Annotated in this window: 19 protein-coding genes and 1 pseudogene; 19 read left to right on the plus strand and 1 reads right to left on the minus strand. The window is 36.8% G+C overall.

The window, feature by feature from the left end:
- Positions 1-334 precede the first annotated feature (334 nt).
- The 7 genes and pseudogenes from J7E66_RS06510 to J7E66_RS06540 form a co-directional block, all read left to right on the plus strand.
- A pseudogene (locus J7E66_RS06510) lies at positions 335-537 on the plus strand (IS1595 family transposase); the annotation flags it as partial.
- A gap of 617 nt (positions 538-1,154) precedes the next feature.
- Positions 1,155-1,715, plus strand: a complete 561-nt coding sequence (locus J7E66_RS06515; RefSeq protein WP_214998556.1) for a PAS domain S-box protein — start codon at positions 1,155-1,157, stop codon at positions 1,713-1,715.
- Positions 1,613-1,867, plus strand: a complete 255-nt coding sequence (locus J7E66_RS06520) for a diguanylate cyclase domain-containing protein (RefSeq protein ID WP_251032795.1) — start codon at positions 1,613-1,615, stop codon at positions 1,865-1,867. The genes J7E66_RS06515 and J7E66_RS06520 overlap by 103 nt, the downstream gene beginning before the upstream one ends.
- A 269-nt stretch (positions 1,868-2,136) precedes the next feature.
- Complete coding sequence (locus J7E66_RS06525; protein ID WP_214717927.1) at positions 2,137-2,484, plus strand: ArsR/SmtB family transcription factor; 348 nt, start codon at positions 2,137-2,139, stop codon at positions 2,482-2,484.
- A 30-nt stretch (positions 2,485-2,514) separates the two neighbouring features.
- On the plus strand, positions 2,515-3,156 hold the full coding sequence (locus tag J7E66_RS06530; protein WP_214998557.1) for an aquaporin: 642 nt from the start codon (positions 2,515-2,517) through the stop codon (positions 3,154-3,156).
- 13 nt (positions 3,157-3,169) lie between these two features.
- Entirely contained in the window at positions 3,170-3,589 is a 420-nt protein-coding gene (arsC, locus tag J7E66_RS06535) for an arsenate reductase (thioredoxin) (protein WP_214998558.1), read from the plus strand.
- Between the two features lie 75 nt (positions 3,590-3,664).
- Positions 3,665-4,093 carry a protein-tyrosine phosphatase family protein gene (locus J7E66_RS06540; protein ID WP_214998559.1) on the plus strand — a complete coding sequence of 143 codons (429 nt, stop codon included), beginning with the start codon at positions 3,665-3,667 and terminating at the stop codon, positions 4,091-4,093.
- 159 nt (positions 4,094-4,252) lie between these two features.
- Here J7E66_RS06540 and J7E66_RS06545 read toward each other — a convergent pair whose 3' ends face one another.
- Positions 4,253-5,122 (minus strand): cation diffusion facilitator family transporter, encoded by an 870-nt coding sequence (locus J7E66_RS06545; RefSeq protein ID WP_214998560.1) that lies wholly within the window; start codon positions 5,120-5,122, stop codon positions 4,253-4,255.
- A gap of 188 nt (positions 5,123-5,310) precedes the next feature.
- Between J7E66_RS06545 and J7E66_RS06550 the strand changes: the two genes are divergently transcribed.
- The 12 genes from J7E66_RS06550 to J7E66_RS06605 all read left to right on the plus strand — a co-directional run bounded on the left by J7E66_RS06550 (position 5,311) and on the right by J7E66_RS06605 (position 15,343).
- A complete protein-coding gene (locus J7E66_RS06550) occupies positions 5,311-5,727 on the plus strand; it encodes a BlaI/MecI/CopY family transcriptional regulator (protein ID WP_214998561.1) in 417 nt (138 codons plus the stop codon).
- A gap of 1 nt (position 5,728) precedes the next feature.
- A complete protein-coding gene (locus tag J7E66_RS06555; protein WP_214998562.1) occupies positions 5,729-6,589 on the plus strand; it encodes a M56 family metallopeptidase in 861 nt (286 codons plus the stop codon).
- Positions 6,590-6,799: 210 nt separating this feature from the next.
- Complete coding sequence (locus tag J7E66_RS06560) at positions 6,800-7,204, plus strand: DoxX family protein (RefSeq protein WP_214998563.1); 405 nt, start codon at positions 6,800-6,802, stop codon at positions 7,202-7,204.
- Between the two features lie 26 nt (positions 7,205-7,230).
- On the plus strand, positions 7,231-7,917 hold the full coding sequence (locus tag J7E66_RS06565; protein WP_214998564.1) for a DsbA family protein: 687 nt from the start codon (positions 7,231-7,233) through the stop codon (positions 7,915-7,917).
- 198 nt (positions 7,918-8,115) lie between these two features.
- Positions 8,116-8,919, plus strand: a complete 804-nt coding sequence (locus J7E66_RS06570; protein ID WP_214998565.1) for a prohibitin family protein — start codon at positions 8,116-8,118, stop codon at positions 8,917-8,919.
- A 246-nt stretch (positions 8,920-9,165) separates the two neighbouring features.
- On the plus strand, positions 9,166-9,873 hold the full coding sequence (locus J7E66_RS06575; RefSeq protein WP_251032796.1) for a DUF421 domain-containing protein: 708 nt from the start codon (positions 9,166-9,168) through the stop codon (positions 9,871-9,873).
- A 144-nt stretch (positions 9,874-10,017) separates the two neighbouring features.
- Positions 10,018-10,152: a YjcZ family sporulation protein gene (locus tag J7E66_RS06580; protein ID WP_214998566.1), complete on the plus strand. Its 135-nt coding sequence runs from the start codon at positions 10,018-10,020 to the stop codon at positions 10,150-10,152.
- A 205-nt stretch (positions 10,153-10,357) separates the two neighbouring features.
- Positions 10,358-11,158 carry an alpha/beta fold hydrolase gene (locus J7E66_RS06585; protein ID WP_214998567.1) on the plus strand — a complete coding sequence of 267 codons (801 nt, stop codon included), beginning with the start codon at positions 10,358-10,360 and terminating at the stop codon, positions 11,156-11,158.
- 86 nt (positions 11,159-11,244) lie between these two features.
- Positions 11,245-12,036, plus strand: a complete 792-nt coding sequence (locus J7E66_RS06590; RefSeq protein ID WP_214998568.1) for an IclR family transcriptional regulator — start codon at positions 11,245-11,247, stop codon at positions 12,034-12,036.
- A 283-nt stretch (positions 12,037-12,319) separates the two neighbouring features.
- Positions 12,320-13,597 (plus strand): MFS transporter, encoded by a 1,278-nt coding sequence (locus tag J7E66_RS06595; RefSeq protein ID WP_214998569.1) that lies wholly within the window; start codon positions 12,320-12,322, stop codon positions 13,595-13,597.
- A 159-nt stretch (positions 13,598-13,756) separates the two neighbouring features.
- Entirely contained in the window at positions 13,757-14,293 is a 537-nt protein-coding gene (locus J7E66_RS06600) for a cupin domain-containing protein (RefSeq protein ID WP_214998570.1), read from the plus strand.
- Positions 14,294-14,428: 135 nt separating this feature from the next.
- Complete coding sequence (locus J7E66_RS06605) at positions 14,429-15,343, plus strand: VOC family protein (protein WP_088089742.1); 915 nt, start codon at positions 14,429-14,431, stop codon at positions 15,341-15,343.
- Positions 15,344-15,358 lie beyond the last annotated feature (15 nt).

Consider the following 15,358-nt stretch of genomic DNA (forward strand, 5'->3'; position numbering starts at 1 on the left):
ATATTATGGGTTACAGTTCAAAAATCAGAGTCAGTCCCTTTATTTTAAATTACTAACTCAAAAAATCTTGTACTCACCGAAAGTTTCAAAGAACCATCTTCTTAGTAGGTATTCATCTATACATTTAGGCTTTTTAAGTTCAATAGCCTTCCCTTTTTTTACTTCCTTTTTAACCTCTACCCAAGCTTTGTTAGTTCGTTTCAGTTGTATCATAACATTTTGATTTGAAGATTCTTTTAAAATGGCTCTGTTAAAGGTAGATGTTGATATTTGATACCTGTCCGAAATCTTGATATAATCAAAATATAAGAACAAACATTCGGTTGGTATTAAGGTGAGCAAAGCGTTTAGCAACTTGTTAAAGTGTATCGACAGATTACCGCACACTCAAAAAGAACAAGTTTATCAATGGGTTAAACGCTATGTAGAACATTTTCCTCTGCTGGTGGTCGTTTAATCAATGAAATGAGAGAAACTCGCTTTAAAGAAGGATTTGAATGTCCTCACTGTTCATCAGTACACATTGTTCGTTTCGGGTTAAATGTTCATATTTCAAACCTCTTCCAAAATCCTTTATGTGCCACTTCCCCTCCTGGTCTTTAAAAATAACAGGTTCCTTCGTTTCTGTCAGGTTCGATTCGTCCAAAGCATTTGCAATTATTTCTCTTAAGGCGTGAGGGACTGTCCAGTGCTCCAGCACCTTTTCAATATTTAAATTTCATAGGCACAATCTACCTTCTTTCAATATAATCCCCTCTTTTTTTCCTGTTTTACCACTTAAACCCAATTATTTCTTAATTGTTTGAATTTTATTTATAATGTGCTAATACATGAAGTATTTAAGGAGGAAAACGTATGCTTTTAGGGGTGCCACCAACAAAAAGCGTTTTGCTTTGGGACCCCAAGAAGTGCCTTTAAAAAATTTCACAAACTTCAAGCCCAGTGACAGCCCTTTTCGCAAAGATTCGTAGAGGCTCCCTCTTTTGTTTTTTAACTATAAAAAGTGTACCGAAGACCATGGAAAATTCCCGGCTACGCCGAAAACCGCGGGATCTCAATCTCGCGGTTTTTTTGTTCCTATTTCATTTATGATAAACAGTATATGAACAACAAAAAACGAGTATTTATGCAAAATTCAATGAGAGGAGATCTCTATGAGAAATCAACGCAAAAGCACCGATTTAGGTTGCTTTATTCAAACCTTTAAATCCATTCTGCTACATCTACCTGTGCCCTGCTATATTCTTGATCTAGAAGGTACGATTGTCTTTTCAAATGATGAAACGATCCAGCTAACAGAGTATCAACGAGAAACTGATTTCAAAATGAGTTTTTTCTCTCAATTGGATGATGAATATATCGATAAAACGATCGAGCATTTTAAGACTGTTCTAACGGGTGAAAGGCTTCAGTTTCAGATTGAGATTAGGCATCAAAACGGGGAAAGTATCCCGGTAAATATCATCTTGATCCCACTTGAGATCCGTGGATTGGTTCAAGGGATTAGTGGCTTTATTTTGGAAGAGTCTGAAAAAAGTGCTGTCATCCAACAACCTTCAGATCCCGATTACCGAACCGCAGGGAATTTGATGAACAGCTTCGCAAAGCGATCATGGAAGCGAAGAGAAAAAAGCAGTTCGTTGGGATCTTATTCATTGATTTTGATCGGTTCAAGGATATCAATGATTCACTCGGTCCAGCATTGGCTGTCATAAAATACAAGGCTACTATTTTAGCAGACCCACTTCAGTCGATTTGGTGGAGAAGTTTTTCTAAATGGGAGATGACTCCTCTTTATTTTAATAAAAACCAGTGGATTCTAGAAAGTGAATTTGTTGATGTTATGGCAATGGAAAAATTATTATAATCTCTAAATAAAAGATTGATAGCTACGGTTATCAATCTTTTTATTTACACTAAATTTACAATTGTGTACTTGAATTTAATAATATAACGTACTAGTATATAAGCAGATAGTTATATATAAATTTGTATTAAATTATAAGAATCTTATTTAGAAATCCATGAATGATATGTATAAATCTCTTAGATTAAATGGAAAATTAAAACACTATATAACACACAGATTTTAAATAAGTATATTATTATTTGCCTATATGCAGGGAGGTGTCCAAACTGTTGAAATCAATAGTTGAAATAGAACGAGCCGCCAACGTTTTGAAATTATTAGGGGATAAAACACGCTTGACCATTGTGACTATTTTAAAACAAAGGGAATGCTGTGTATGTGAGTTTCTTGAAGTGTTTGATATGAGTCAGCCGTCTATTAGCCAGCATCTTCGAAAACTGAAGGATTTAGGTTTAGTTAAAGAGGATCGCAGAGGTCAGTGGATCTATTATTCCTTGAATTCACAAAGTGATTTATATGGACTTATAGAAGAAATTTTAGAGCATGTGCCAGTTCAGACAGAGAAAATCAAACAGATTGAAAAGAGCAATCCTACGCTTCGTTGTGGTTGTTAAGTAATTGATCAACAAGGGGATTAAAACAAAATGAAAAAAAAGTTAATCAGCGAATTTTTAGGAACTTATTTTCTTGTTTTTGCTGGAACGGGTGCAGTTGTAATAGATTCGATTACTAAAAGTTTAACTCATGTAGGGGTAGCCCTTACATTTGGGCTAGTTGTAATGGCACTAATTTTCTCGTTTGGTCACCTATCCGGTGCACACTTTAATCCAGCTGTTACCATTGGATTTATTATTCATGGGGATATAAAGAAGAGAGAAGCACTTTATTATATTATTATTCAAATCATTGCAGGGATTGCAGCAAGTGCAACGTTGTGGTGTTTATTTGGAAACGTTGCAACGCTCGGTACCACCTTACCAAGAGGATCATGGTCACAATCGTTTATTTTGGAATTTATCCTTACTTTTTTCTTGATGATGGTTATATTCGGTTCTGCGGTCCATGGTAAAGCGGTAAAATCCTTCGCAGGAATCGCCATTGGTGCAACGGTAGGATTGGAAGCTATGTTCGCAGGTCCAATTAGTGGTGCTTCAATGAATCCAGCAAGATCTATTGGTCCAGCCATCGTATCAGGTACAACACAACATCTATGGGTGTATATTGTAGCTACTATTTTAGGAGCAGGTTGTGCGGCAATTATTTATAAACTACTACACGAAAAATAAAGGGGAATACATCATGTCTAAAAAGAAACTATACTTCTTATGCACAGGAAATTCTTGCAGGAGCCAAATGGCAGAAGGATGGGCTAAGAATCATTTAGGTAATGAGTGGGAAGTTCGCAGTGCTGGGATTGAAGCACATGGTTTGAACCCCAATGCTGTTAAAGCAATGAAAGAAGCTGGAATTGATATTTCAAATCATACATCTGATATTATCGACCCTGAGTATTTAAACAATGCTGATTTAGTTGTAACATTATGTGATGACGCTGCCGATAAGTGTCCGATCACACCACCAAAAGTAAAGCGAGTTCATTGGGGATTTGATGACCCGGCTAAAGCTCAAGGAACTGACGAAGAAAAATGGGCATTCTTCCAACGTGTCCGTGATGAAATCGGAGATCGTATTAAGCGTTTTGGTGAAACGGGTGAGTAAGAATTAAAAGCCAAGAGTAACAACTAAAAACTTTTATCAATGCTACTAAATAAACATTAAAGGTGGAGTAAAACCATGGCTGCAAAAAACTATAACGAGTTAATTAAAGAACGTATTTATTTCGGCGGAGCAGATGATGTGAAGGACATGATGGAAAATGAAAAAGCCGATGTTATTTACGATTTGCGGGCGGAGTCGCATGAGAACAAGTCAGGGTACGATCGTACCCATAGTCCAATCGTTGATGAAGCAGAGCATCAAGACGAATCAATCAAAAAATCAATTGAGCATGTTGTAAGTGCCTATAACGAAGGCAAAAAAGTTTATTTCCATTGTGGTGGTGGAAGCACCCGTGCGGGAACAGTTGCAGTTGGAACCTTATTGTCATTAGGTAAAGCGAAGACAATTGATGAGGCAGAAAAAATTGCTAAGGCAGCTCGTCCAAAAATTAACGTAAAACCTCAGATGAAAGAAGCATTGCAACGCATCTTTCCTAATGCTTAATAATAAAACACTAATTTCTGATTCCCAAATTGATAAAAAATAAGTAGGATAAGTAAATGAATATAGAAATAAAAACTTCATCTTGTTGCTGATATATTTTATTTCAAAAATGAGTTTGGAGAAAGGCTCCAAACTCATTATTACTTTTCTGCATTTAATTTAATTAGGTTCAACGTGGACATGAACATCATAGACATTATGTTCTTTTATTAATTCATTTTCAACCTTGGTTGCAATATCATGGGCTCTGCGAATATCTAAATCGGAATTGACCAGAATCACAATGTCCACAACTACGTTATTCCCGTAATTCCGAGCTTTGATGTCTTTAACCCCTTTTACACCATAACAATTAATGATTGTTTCTTTATATGTTTCTATTTGTTTTTCGTCAAATCCATCGGTCAAATAATGGGAAGCATCTCTAAAAATCTCCCAACCTGTCTTACAGATGAGTAATCCAACAATTATAGCAGTAATTGGGTCGAGCCAAGGAAGATTGAACTGGGCACCAACGATACCAATAAATGTACCTACACTGACCCATGCATCTGAAAGGTTATCCTTTGCTGCGGCCATAACAGATTGGCTATTTATCTCCCTTGATAATTTTTTATTATATCGATAAACAAAATACATAACCAAAGCACAAAACAGACCTGTCCATGCAGAAACCAAATCTGGAGTTTCATTTCTTCCATAAAATATACTCGAAATCGCTTCGTATGTTACTTGTATTCCAACAGCAATCATAATAAAGGAAGCCACCATTGAGGCAACTGTTTCAGCTTTCCAGTGCCCATAAGGATGGTCATCATCAGCCGGTCGTTGTGATAATTTAAGACCAATAAGTACAGCTATTGATGCAATAATATCTGTGAAATTATTTAAACCGTCTGCTTTTAAGGCTTCAGAGTTAGCTATAAAACCTACTGATAGTTTTAATGAAGATAAGATTATGTAAGCAATAATACTTATTATCGCTCCTCGCTCTCCTCTTCTAAGATCCAAATATCCCTGTTCGTTCATGTTTCTATCCCCCACCATTTCTCCATTTATATTATGGAATAAAAATATCTAGTGGGTCTAGAGAAACCTTTTGTCACCTTTCAAACTAAGTAATCGCGGTGAAAAAAAGTTTCACTGAGGAAACTATACTGAGCATTGAAAAATATAAAATATTACACTACAATATGTAATGGATGGGAGGATGTTAAATGACAATCAATAATTTTCGTTTTGACCAAGAAGGACTTAATCGTTTTTTCGGACCGCTTGAATCTAAAATAATGGACATTCTTTGGGACGGCAATGAAAAGAGTATAAAGGATGTTCAACAAAAAATAGAAAATGAAAAACCGATAAACTTTAATACAGTTATGACCGTTATGAACCGTCTTGTCGATAAAAACATCCTAACGAAAAGATTGGAAGGAAGAACATCTCTCTTTAAACCTGTAAAGACCAAAGAGGATTTTATTAGTGACCAATCAAAAAAACTAACAGATAACCTTTTGGACGAATTTGGGGGATTAGTTGTTAATCATATGCTGGATTCTTTAAATGAAGTTGATGATAACTTGCTTCAGAAACTGGAACAAAAAATTGAACAATTAAAAAAGGGCAGAAAGTAACATGATCTGGAAACATAAATCAACTGCCGTTTTGGGATTAGCTCTTTTCTTTGCGATCATTTTGTTTGTTCAAATGACTATGTATCTAGTTAATATCTTATTTGGCCCATTAGAGCTTTTTAATTTCTTTAATTTTTGCGTTAGCCTATTTGAAAAAGGCACTTTTGCCTATTATGCCAGCTTATTCATCGTGAATGCTTATATTTTTTATACGGCTTTCATCATTGGTAAAAAGATCGTTCAGCAGATCCTGCTTTTAAGTTCATTTGAAAATAAAATTCAACGACTTATTAATAAAGACAAATCCAGTTATTTGAATCAAATCTTTAATAGAAAAAATGATGATATTGTTGTTATCAATCATAAAGATCCGTTGGCATTTACATTTGGGTTTTCGAAACCAGTAATTGTCCTTTCTACTACTTTAACTGAAATGTTAGATGCAAAGGAATTAGAAGCAGTCATCTATCACGAGACTTCCCACCAAAGGTATTATGATGGAGTTAAGGTTTTTATTTTACAAATCATTTCAGAATCTATATGGTATATCCCTCTTACGAGATGGTCCTATCAGAATTATCGGATTATGATTGAACTAGTTGCAGATGAATATGCTATTAATCGGATGGGTTCAGAACTTGGATTAGGAAGTGCTTTATTAAAGCTAATTAAGAAGAAGCAACTAAAAGTTAATTCAGATCTTACGCCAGCTATTGTGCATTTTGCGGATAGTACAGTCGATTACAGGCTTCAACAATTGATTAATCCGCAGCAATCCATACCCGTTAAAGTTCAGACACGATCAATCGTAATCTCTTTAAATGTGTTTATTTTAATATTATTCCTATTAGTTATTGCCTAACAAGGATTGGAGGTAAAGTCCAATCCTTTATTTAATTGAATGGTTAATAGATTAATTGGTAGAGATATATTATTGCTTGACCGTTTGTAACACCTTACACTACAATAAGTAGTGTAAATTAGGTTATTATGTGTAAAAGGGAGAATATTTTACCCTCTTGCACTACGATTTGTAGTGCAATATTAAAGGATTTTGAAAGGAGAAAGTAAATTGAAAAAATCAGAAGTCGGGACACTAATTCTAAGGTTATTTTTAGGGCTATCATTCTTTATTCATGGTGTTTCAAAGTTTCAAAATGGGATTGAAAATACTATAGGTTGGTTTGATAGTTTAGGAATTCCAGGTTTTGTGGGGTACATAGTCGCCATTATTGAATTAGTAGGGGGTCTGTTGTTAACAATTGGATTTGGAACACGATATATCGCAGTTCTCTTTGTATTTATCATGATTGGAGCCATTTGGAAAGTAAAATTGGCAGCAGGTTTCATGGGAAATGGACAAGGTGCTGGGTTTGAATTGGATCTTGCCTTTGCGGTCATGGCAGTATATATATTCCTAAATTCAAATTCTGCACTTTCTCTTGATTCAAAATTGTTCCCTAAAAATCAACAATAAAGAATGCTTAAATAGAGGGTGAAAAGATGTCTTCAAGAAACAAAAAAACAAAAAAAACGAATAATCAATCATCTAAATTTATATTTTGGATGATTGGTTTAATAGCTGTTTGTTTAGTCGGTTTAATTTTTTTATCAAATACGGCTAAAAAAGAAGCAATGGACTATGAGGGACAACCAGTTTTAGGGGAAAAGACTGCTCCAGTAAAAATAGTTGAATTTGGCGATTATAAATGTCCTTATTGTAAAAATTTTAATGATACTCTTTTTCCGAGTATCGAAAAGGATTTTATCGATACAGGAAAAGCATCGTTTTATTTTTTGAATTATTCGTTTATCAATATTGATTCTACTCGTTCTGCAAAATTTGCGGAAACCGTCTTTAAGGAACTGGGAAATGAAAAGTTTTGGAAGTTCCATGAACTATTATATGAAAAACAGCCTGATGATACTGAAGCAGAGCAAATGGATATATATTCAGAGTCTTTTCTTAAGGACACTTTAAGCGAAATTGTCTCTGAAGCAGAGGTGAAAAGAGTGGTTAATTCCTTTAAAAATGACCAATCAAAAGAGGCATGGGAAAAAGATATGAGTGCTGCTAATAAGTTAAGTATTACAAGTACCCCTTCGATTTTTATTAATGGTGTGAAATTTGAAGGGAACACTTATGACGATTTCAAGAAGCGAGTAAACGAAGCAGCAAAGGAAGAGTAATTTCTAGAATAAAAAAACGTCTTATAAATTCATAATTATTTATAAAATAAGCAGGTAAACGCTATGTTTTACCTGCTTTCCTATTTGAAATTGGTGAAAATCATTTGTGCACATTATGCCTCTGGGTGTGCTTCTCCTGTTTGTTCCCTGTATAAATCTGGAACTATTTTCATAAGGTTTCTTAAAGGGGGGATCAAAATGTACTATACGAAATCTATAGTAAGCGGAATCATTGCTCTTGTTATAATCGTGGTTGGCTTTTTTTCTAGTACATCCGTTGATTCTGGATATAGAGGAGTTCTTTTACAATTAGGGGCCGTTAAACCGACTATTTTAACGGAAGGATTTCATTTTAAGATTCCGTTTATTCAAACCGTTCAACCCATTGAAGTCCGGGTCCAAAAAGAAGAAAGCTCGCAAACAGCTGCCTCAAAGGACCTGCAAATGGTCACCGCCATGGTGGCTGTAAATTATTCTGCTGATCCAGAAGCGGTGAATAAGCTCTATCAAGAAATCGGCTTGGATTATCGTACCCGAATCGTTGACCCAGCGATTGCCGAATCACTAAAGGCAATCACCGCCCAGTACACAGCGGAAGAATTAATTTCCAAACGACCGGAAGTATCGGCGAAAGTGAAAGAGATGCTCGCAAGTAAATTAACAAAATATTATATGATTCTTGAAGATATCAATATCAAAGAATTTGCATTTAGTGAAGAATTCAATAAAGCAATTGAATCGAAACAAACCGCGGAACAAAATGCGTTACGTGCAAAAAGAGATCTCGAAAGAGTCAAAATCGAAGCCGAGCAGAAAATTGCTCAAGCAGGTGCAGAGGCTGAAGCCTTACGTTTGAAAAAACAAGAGGTAACAGCGGAATTAATCCAATTAAAGCAAATTGAAGTCCAAGAAAAGGCCTTGGAAAAATGGGATGGCCGCTTGCCAAGTGTAACAGGCGGAGCCACTCCATTTGTTGATGTGGAGGGACTTTCAAAAAAATAAGCTGGGATATGTCTCTTGCAAACCATGTTGATTATACTCAACAATATACTGTGATAAAGGAGAGGCAATGGGCCTCTCTTTTTCTATGGTGAATTGCCGTTTCCAAAGTGTCCGAGACGAAATCGGAGATCGCATAATGTAATGCAACCAGCTTTCGGTGGTTAGACAGGAATGAAACTTCTAATACTATAGATAACTTTAGTTCCGTAACGGCGTTTGACAGGATTTATAAGGAGAGATGCAAATTTGGAAACAATTTACCATGCATTTTTGGTTTTTGTTGTAGGATATTTGTTTTTAAGGTTGACGGGAAAAAAAGCTGTAGCTCAAATGCACAGTTTCGATCTATTGTATATTCTTGTCCTAACCAATATCATCAGTACCCCTATAGAGGTTAAAAATATGGGAATGGCAATTACCTATGCTGGAATCACAGTCATTCTATATAAAATCTTTATACGTTTATCCTTACATAATAAATTAAGATGGATTCTTTATGAAAGTCCAACGGTATTAATTCATAACGGGGATATCGATCGAAAAGGGCTGAAAAAGGTGCGTATGACAATAATTGAATTATTGTCATCTTTAAGAGTACAAGGGTACACTGATACTCAAAACATTGCCATTGCAGTGATGGAGGAAACAGGAAGTATTAGTATTATCCCCAAGTCGGAATACCGGCCAGTTCAACCTAATGATTTAAAGTTACAGGTAAAGAGAGAATATCTTCCTATCCCACTGATCATGGACGGTCAAATTATTTACCATAATTTAAAATATCTGCAATTAGACCGTGGTTGGCTAATTGATGAGCTCGAAAAATCGGGTGAAAAAATAGAGAATATTTTATTAGCAACTTATTTAGAAGATGGAAAGTTATTTATAGACAATAATGAAATAAAGGAACATAAAGGCGATCCATATTACTACAAACCAGGGAGAGATAATTAAATTAAGTATAGTTGGCTGAGGAGCCTACATATTTTATATGAAATAGAAATTTGTTTGTCCTTATAAAAATCCTAGGGAAAGAGCCCTTCCGATTCTTATTTCTTAACATAAATTGTAGGGAATAAGGCTAAGGAGGGGTATAAAATGTTTGGATACGGTGGATTTGGTGGTTGTGGTGGTGGCTATGGCTACGGCGGTGTCGGCTTTGGGGGCGGTTTTGCTTTAATCGTTGTATTGTTTATCTTGTTAATCATCGTTGGAGCCACAATCTGTTTCTAAAAAAATACGAATAGTCGTAACTTAAAAAAGCCCTACAAGGGCTTTTTTGGTTGAAACTATACTTCATTCATATCGTCCATGGGATTTTGAAGCCTTTATAGAGATTTCAGGAACTTCTGAAAATTCGGTTGACTTATCCTGCAGTTGTTTTATTATAGAAAATATAAAACAATGTTTTACTTATAAAACAAATAGGAGGGAAAATATGCCTTTTTTACAAGTGGAAGATTTACAGATCCATTATGAAATCGAAGGAGAGGGTGCCCCATTAATTATCTTACATGGAATGGGGAACAACTCTGGGTCATGGAAAAAACAATTAACGGGCTTATCCAATCAATTCACGGTGATTGCATGGGATGCACCTGGGTATGGAAAAAGTTCTGATCCAAAAGTGGAATTTAGGGAATTTAAGCAATTTGCTGACGTTTTAAAAGGATTGATCGAAAAATTAAACTATGAATCTGTCACGCTGCTAGGACATTCAATGGGGTCGGCGATTGCACTCGATTTTAGTTACCGCTTTCCCGAAATGGTTGACGCGTTAATTATTTCAGATGCAACAAGAGGGGCAGCGGCACTAAGTAAAGAAGAGAATGAACGGAAATTAAAAAATCGTCTACATACCATTGAAACAGTAGAGCCGGCAGAACTGGCGAAGCTTCGTGTAAAGGAACTCCTTTCACCGCAGCCAGATCCGGAAATAAAGAAAGAGGCAGAAAGAATCTATTCGCAAATCAGACCGATGGGATTCCGCTCTGTCGCCAATTCACTTTTTTCTTTAAATCAAATGGATATTCTATCTTCGATCACTACACCTACCCTTGTTATTTGCGGAGAAATGGATAGAGTAACACCGGTTAGTGAATCGCAGATTTTTCATGAGACAATAAAGGATTCAACATTTGTTACCATCCCTGGGACTGGTCATTTGTGTTATCAAGAAGATCCCAATAACTTTAATGCAATCGTTCTAGACTTTCTGACCTCATTGGTGAAAGTATAAATCAAGATGAGATTACCATTCTTTGCATAAACTTTGATATGATTGTAGTATATGAAAATTAATAACAATGAGATGGTGAAATGCTGATGGCAAAAGATGAAAAGGAACGCTATAATGCCAATGCCTTAGTGCGAGGATTGGAAATTTTAAAGCTATTTAGTGAAGAGCGCCCCACATTATCCTTGGTTGAAATCGCGAAAGAACTGGATGTAAGTCGAACGGTTCCGTTCCGGTTATTGTATACACTCCAAACACTTGGATATCTCTATCAAGATGAACATACGAAGCGCTACAGTTTAACCCCAAAGGTGTTGGAATTAGGCTTTGCCTATTTAAGTACCTTAAAACTCCCTGAAATTGCACAGCCATATTTAGAAAAATTAAGGGATGAAACTGGGGCATCTTGTCATTTATCGATATTGGATGGTCAAGAAGTTGTCTATGTTGGCAGTGCACCAGTCCGAGGAGTCTCAGCTGTTAATGTGAATATTGGGTTGAGACTGCCCGCCCATGCGATCGCCAATGGAAAAGTACAGCTGGCTTATCAACCCCAAGACAAATTAAACCAAATCTTATTTGGCTCCAATTTAAAACCATATACGGAAAGAACGCAAACAGATTACATGGATTTTCAACAAGAATTAGCTACGATTCGGCAAAAGGGCTATGCGATAACAAAGGGTGAATTCCATCATGGAATTCAATCGGTTGCTGCTCCTATCTTTGAGCGCACGGGTCAAGTCAGGGCAGCGATCAATGTGGTCGCAACAGAAGCTACCTTCAATCAAGAATTTATTGAAAAAATAGCCTTACCTAAAGTGCTGGAAGCTTCCGAAATATTATCCGGCTTTATGGGCTACCACTCAAAAATGGATTAGAATGCTTGCGAAATTCGCAAGCTTTTTTTGTTGTTTTGTTTTATATATAAAACGTGTTTTATTTTGTGAAACAAAATAGATAATTTTTGTTGACACAATATTCTCAAAACTTTAAAATAAACTTAGTGGTAAACTTTGTTTTGTATATAAAACATTTTCCTTGCTGCGAAAAATAAAAAAAGGAGTGATAAGAGTCCGTTTGGGCGTTTGAAGTATTATATAATTAATAATAAAATTTTCTGGAAGCGCATTCACTCGATTGAAATCAAAAGGGGGTCCTTTAATGCTGAGAACGAATAAACGTTGGATTTATATTGCTATGCCTATTTTCTTTTTTTGGTTTTTTGGACAAATTGATAAATTAGGTATTTCAATTATCCAAACGGATCAAGGTTTCTTAAATGATCTGGGATTAACAGGTGCAGATAAGAATGCAAAAATTGGGATGATCACATTTATCTTTACCATAGCTTATGCCTTATCCAATATCTTTTGGGGATTTATCATTGACAAGCTTGGAGCAAGGAAGACAGGTATCATCGGTCTGATTGTATGGGCTATTACCATGATTATTGGCGGGTTATCTACTTCCTACGAGATGTTTATCTTGAGCCGTGCCATTCTTGGTATTGGTGAGGGGATGATGATTCCGATTTGCGGAAAATTTATCTCTAACTGGTTTAATCAGCGTGAACTTGGGCGGGCACAATCCTCATGGCTTGCAGGAAACTATTTAGGACCTGCTAGTGGAGCGATTATCTTAACGCTTGTTATTGCCACCTTCCATTGGCAAGCCGCCTTTTTCGCTTTAGCAGCCTTTAATATTTTAATCGTTCTTCCTATGTTTATCTTCCTTACTCGCGATACACCTGAAGAACATCCACGACTAGATCAAAGGGAATTAGCGTATATTCGACAGTCAGATTCCAAAGTATCAACGAAAAAACAAAGCTTTGTTCAAGACTATCGTTATTGGATTGTCTGGTTCGGAATGTTAGTGTCGTCATTTTTATTTTTCGGTATTAGTATTTGGCTGCCTACTTATTTAGTCGGAGCGAAAGGTTTCACAAGGGAGGCTATGACTGGAATCACCTCTTTATCTTGGCTTTTTGCTTTAGGATTCGTATTAATTTGCGGATTTCTAGCGGATAAAACCAAGCGTCCTGGTTTACTTGCGACGATTCTATTTCTATTGACGGCATCATTTTTAACTGCGGCCATTCTTTCTCCGCAGCCAGTTATGGCCGGGGTATGCATGGGCCTAGCAATGGGAGCACAAGGCGGCGTATTCCATTTAAGTAATTTATTCATGGTTAAATTCTCGACGCCTGAAACAGCTGGACGTGCTGCGGGATTGATGGGATTTACTAACATTCTTGGAGGGTTTTCAAGTTATATTATGGGCTGGATGGTTGATATTGCCGGTGGGGACTTTGGACCTTCCATTGTGATGTTGATTATCGCAGCTACGCTTGGGTTCATTGCGTATCTATTTACATTGAAAAGGGAAGCAGCAGAGCTAAAGATTGAGAATCTACCTCCTCAACGGGTGATTTTATAAAATGTTAATTTATTTAAATGTTACGTATATAAAACATAGTTTTAAATATTAAAAATTCTCAATATTTATAATTGACAATTATAGTATTGGGAATTAATATTAGTTTATAAAGAAAACAATGTTTTGTATATAAAACATATTCAAGAAGGAGTGTTGTAAATGTCTGAGGAAAAATTTTCAGTAGAAGCGTTTGAGAAAAAATATGTGGCGAGGTTAAAGGATCGCTCACTAGATTTTAACGTGTTGAAGTTTCAGGAAGAAGTGGACCCAGCTTATCGCAGAGCACAGATGAGATATATCGGCCGCGGTGCCACGGCTAATAATGATGCAAATGTGATTGCTGCAGAACACTTCACATTAAGCACCATGGTTTTACCAGCAGGGTGTAAAGGACCACTTCATTTACATGATGATGTGGAAGAAGTTTTCTTTATCTTAAAAGGCAGTGTGACTGCACTTATCCAAGAAGAGGGTGAGAGTGAAGTCCATGAAATCGTCTTAAATGAAAGGGATTGTATCAGTTCTCCTCCTGGAGTCTATCGCGGACTGCGCAATGATAGCGATGAAGAGGCATTAATGCTCGTTATGCTAGGTGCTGTTAAGCCGAATTTACCGACCTATCCAAAAGGAAGCGCATTAGAGGAACTTCGTCTTAAGCGGGCTAAAGAGAGAGAAGCAATTATTAACGGAAAATAATTTTTCAATAGGCAGATGTTTCTTAGCAAACATACTCCCTGAAACTTAAGAAATTTGTTCGTTGACAGGGATGGTCCTCTTATTTTCATGCGGGATCATCCTTGTTGACTTTTAAAAAAAAATGGAGGTGGCAGGATGTTAGGAATCACACATTTAAGGCATATTAGCTTAATTACCCCCGTTCTCAAGGAACAAGCTGAATTTTATGAGAAAATATGGGGCTTGGATAAGGTTTCTCAAGATGAACAGTCTGTTTACTTTCGCGGGGCTGGCCCTGAAAACCATATATTAAGCCTGCATGCAGGAGAAAAAAGAGGGTTGCACCATATTGCATTCGGAATGGTAGATAAAAACGCAGTCGACAGAGCGGCAGAAATCCTTGCTTCAAAAGGTGTGAAGATTGTTTCCCCGCCTGGTTATTTGGATGAGGAAGGAAAAGGCTATGGCTTGCGTTTTGTCGATCCAGAAAATCGCTGTATCGAATTATCCGCCTGGGTGGAAATTCATACCTCGATTTGGAACAAGAAAAATGTCGATCCAGTCAAACTGAACCATGTCGTCATGAATACGAAAGACCTTGATATGATTACTGATTTTTATACGAATGTCCTAGGGTTTAAGGTGACCGACTGGAGCGAGCACCAAATGTCCTTCTTACGCTGTAACAGGAAACACCACTCGATTGCCTTCAATCAGGATGCTCACGCCTCCGTTAATCATATTGCCTACGAAGTGGATACGGTGGATGAAGTGATGCGGGGAATCAGTAATGTCAGAAAAGCAGGCTATCAAGAGATTTGGGGCCCAGGGCGCCACGGTCCTGGAAACAATGTTTTTTGCTACTTCCAAGATCCAGGGAAGTTTGTGATGGAGTATACCTGTTATTTGGAAACGATTGAAGATGAGTCAGAATGGAGAGCGCGTGTTTGGAAGCGAGTGCCTCATTTAATGGACCAATGGGGAATCGCCGGACCTCCAAAACCGGAAACACGGGCAGCAATGGGCGGCGAGCCAGACCCAGGCTGGGTAGATGTTAAAGCATTGGTTTGACGAAAAGGGGTGTCA

This window comes from Bacillus sp. ISL-7, from assembly GCF_018613065.1.

What these genes read in the sequence shown, in the direction of transcription:
- arsC (WP_214998558.1), top strand. Translation starts at nt 3,170, where the DNA reads ATGTCTAAAAAGAAACTATACTTCTTATGCACAGGAAATTCTTGCAGG.
- J7E66_RS06595 (WP_214998569.1), top strand. Translation starts at nt 12,320, where the DNA reads ATGCTGAGAACGAATAAACGTTGGATTTATATTGCTATGCCTATTTTC.
- J7E66_RS06520 (WP_251032795.1), top strand. Translation starts at nt 1,613, where the DNA reads ATGGAAGCGAAGAGAAAAAAGCAGTTCGTTGGGATCTTATTCATTGAT.
- J7E66_RS06540 (WP_214998559.1), top strand. Translation starts at nt 3,665, where the DNA reads ATGGCTGCAAAAAACTATAACGAGTTAATTAAAGAACGTATTTATTTC.
- J7E66_RS06530 (WP_214998557.1), top strand. Translation starts at nt 2,515, where the DNA reads ATGAAAAAAAAGTTAATCAGCGAATTTTTAGGAACTTATTTTCTTGTT.
- J7E66_RS06565 (WP_214998564.1), top strand. Translation starts at nt 7,231, where the DNA reads ATGTCTTCAAGAAACAAAAAAACAAAAAAAACGAATAATCAATCATCT.
- J7E66_RS06590 (WP_214998568.1), top strand. Translation starts at nt 11,245, where the DNA reads ATGGCAAAAGATGAAAAGGAACGCTATAATGCCAATGCCTTAGTGCGA.
- J7E66_RS06515 (WP_214998556.1), top strand. Translation starts at nt 1,155, where the DNA reads ATGAGAAATCAACGCAAAAGCACCGATTTAGGTTGCTTTATTCAAACC.
- J7E66_RS06585 (WP_214998567.1), top strand. Translation starts at nt 10,358, where the DNA reads ATGCCTTTTTTACAAGTGGAAGATTTACAGATCCATTATGAAATCGAA.
- J7E66_RS06545 (WP_214998560.1), bottom strand. Translation starts at nt 5,122, where the DNA reads ATGAACGAACAGGGATATTTGGATCTTAGAAGAGGAGAGCGAGGAGCG.
- J7E66_RS06555 (WP_214998562.1), top strand. Translation starts at nt 5,729, where the DNA reads ATGATCTGGAAACATAAATCAACTGCCGTTTTGGGATTAGCTCTTTTC.
- J7E66_RS06550 (WP_214998561.1), top strand. Translation starts at nt 5,311, where the DNA reads ATGACAATCAATAATTTTCGTTTTGACCAAGAAGGACTTAATCGTTTT.
- J7E66_RS06580 (WP_214998566.1), top strand. Translation starts at nt 10,018, where the DNA reads ATGTTTGGATACGGTGGATTTGGTGGTTGTGGTGGTGGCTATGGCTAC.
- J7E66_RS06570 (WP_214998565.1), top strand. Translation starts at nt 8,116, where the DNA reads ATGTACTATACGAAATCTATAGTAAGCGGAATCATTGCTCTTGTTATA.
- J7E66_RS06605 (WP_088089742.1), top strand. Translation starts at nt 14,429, where the DNA reads ATGTTAGGAATCACACATTTAAGGCATATTAGCTTAATTACCCCCGTT.
- J7E66_RS06600 (WP_214998570.1), top strand. Translation starts at nt 13,757, where the DNA reads ATGTCTGAGGAAAAATTTTCAGTAGAAGCGTTTGAGAAAAAATATGTG.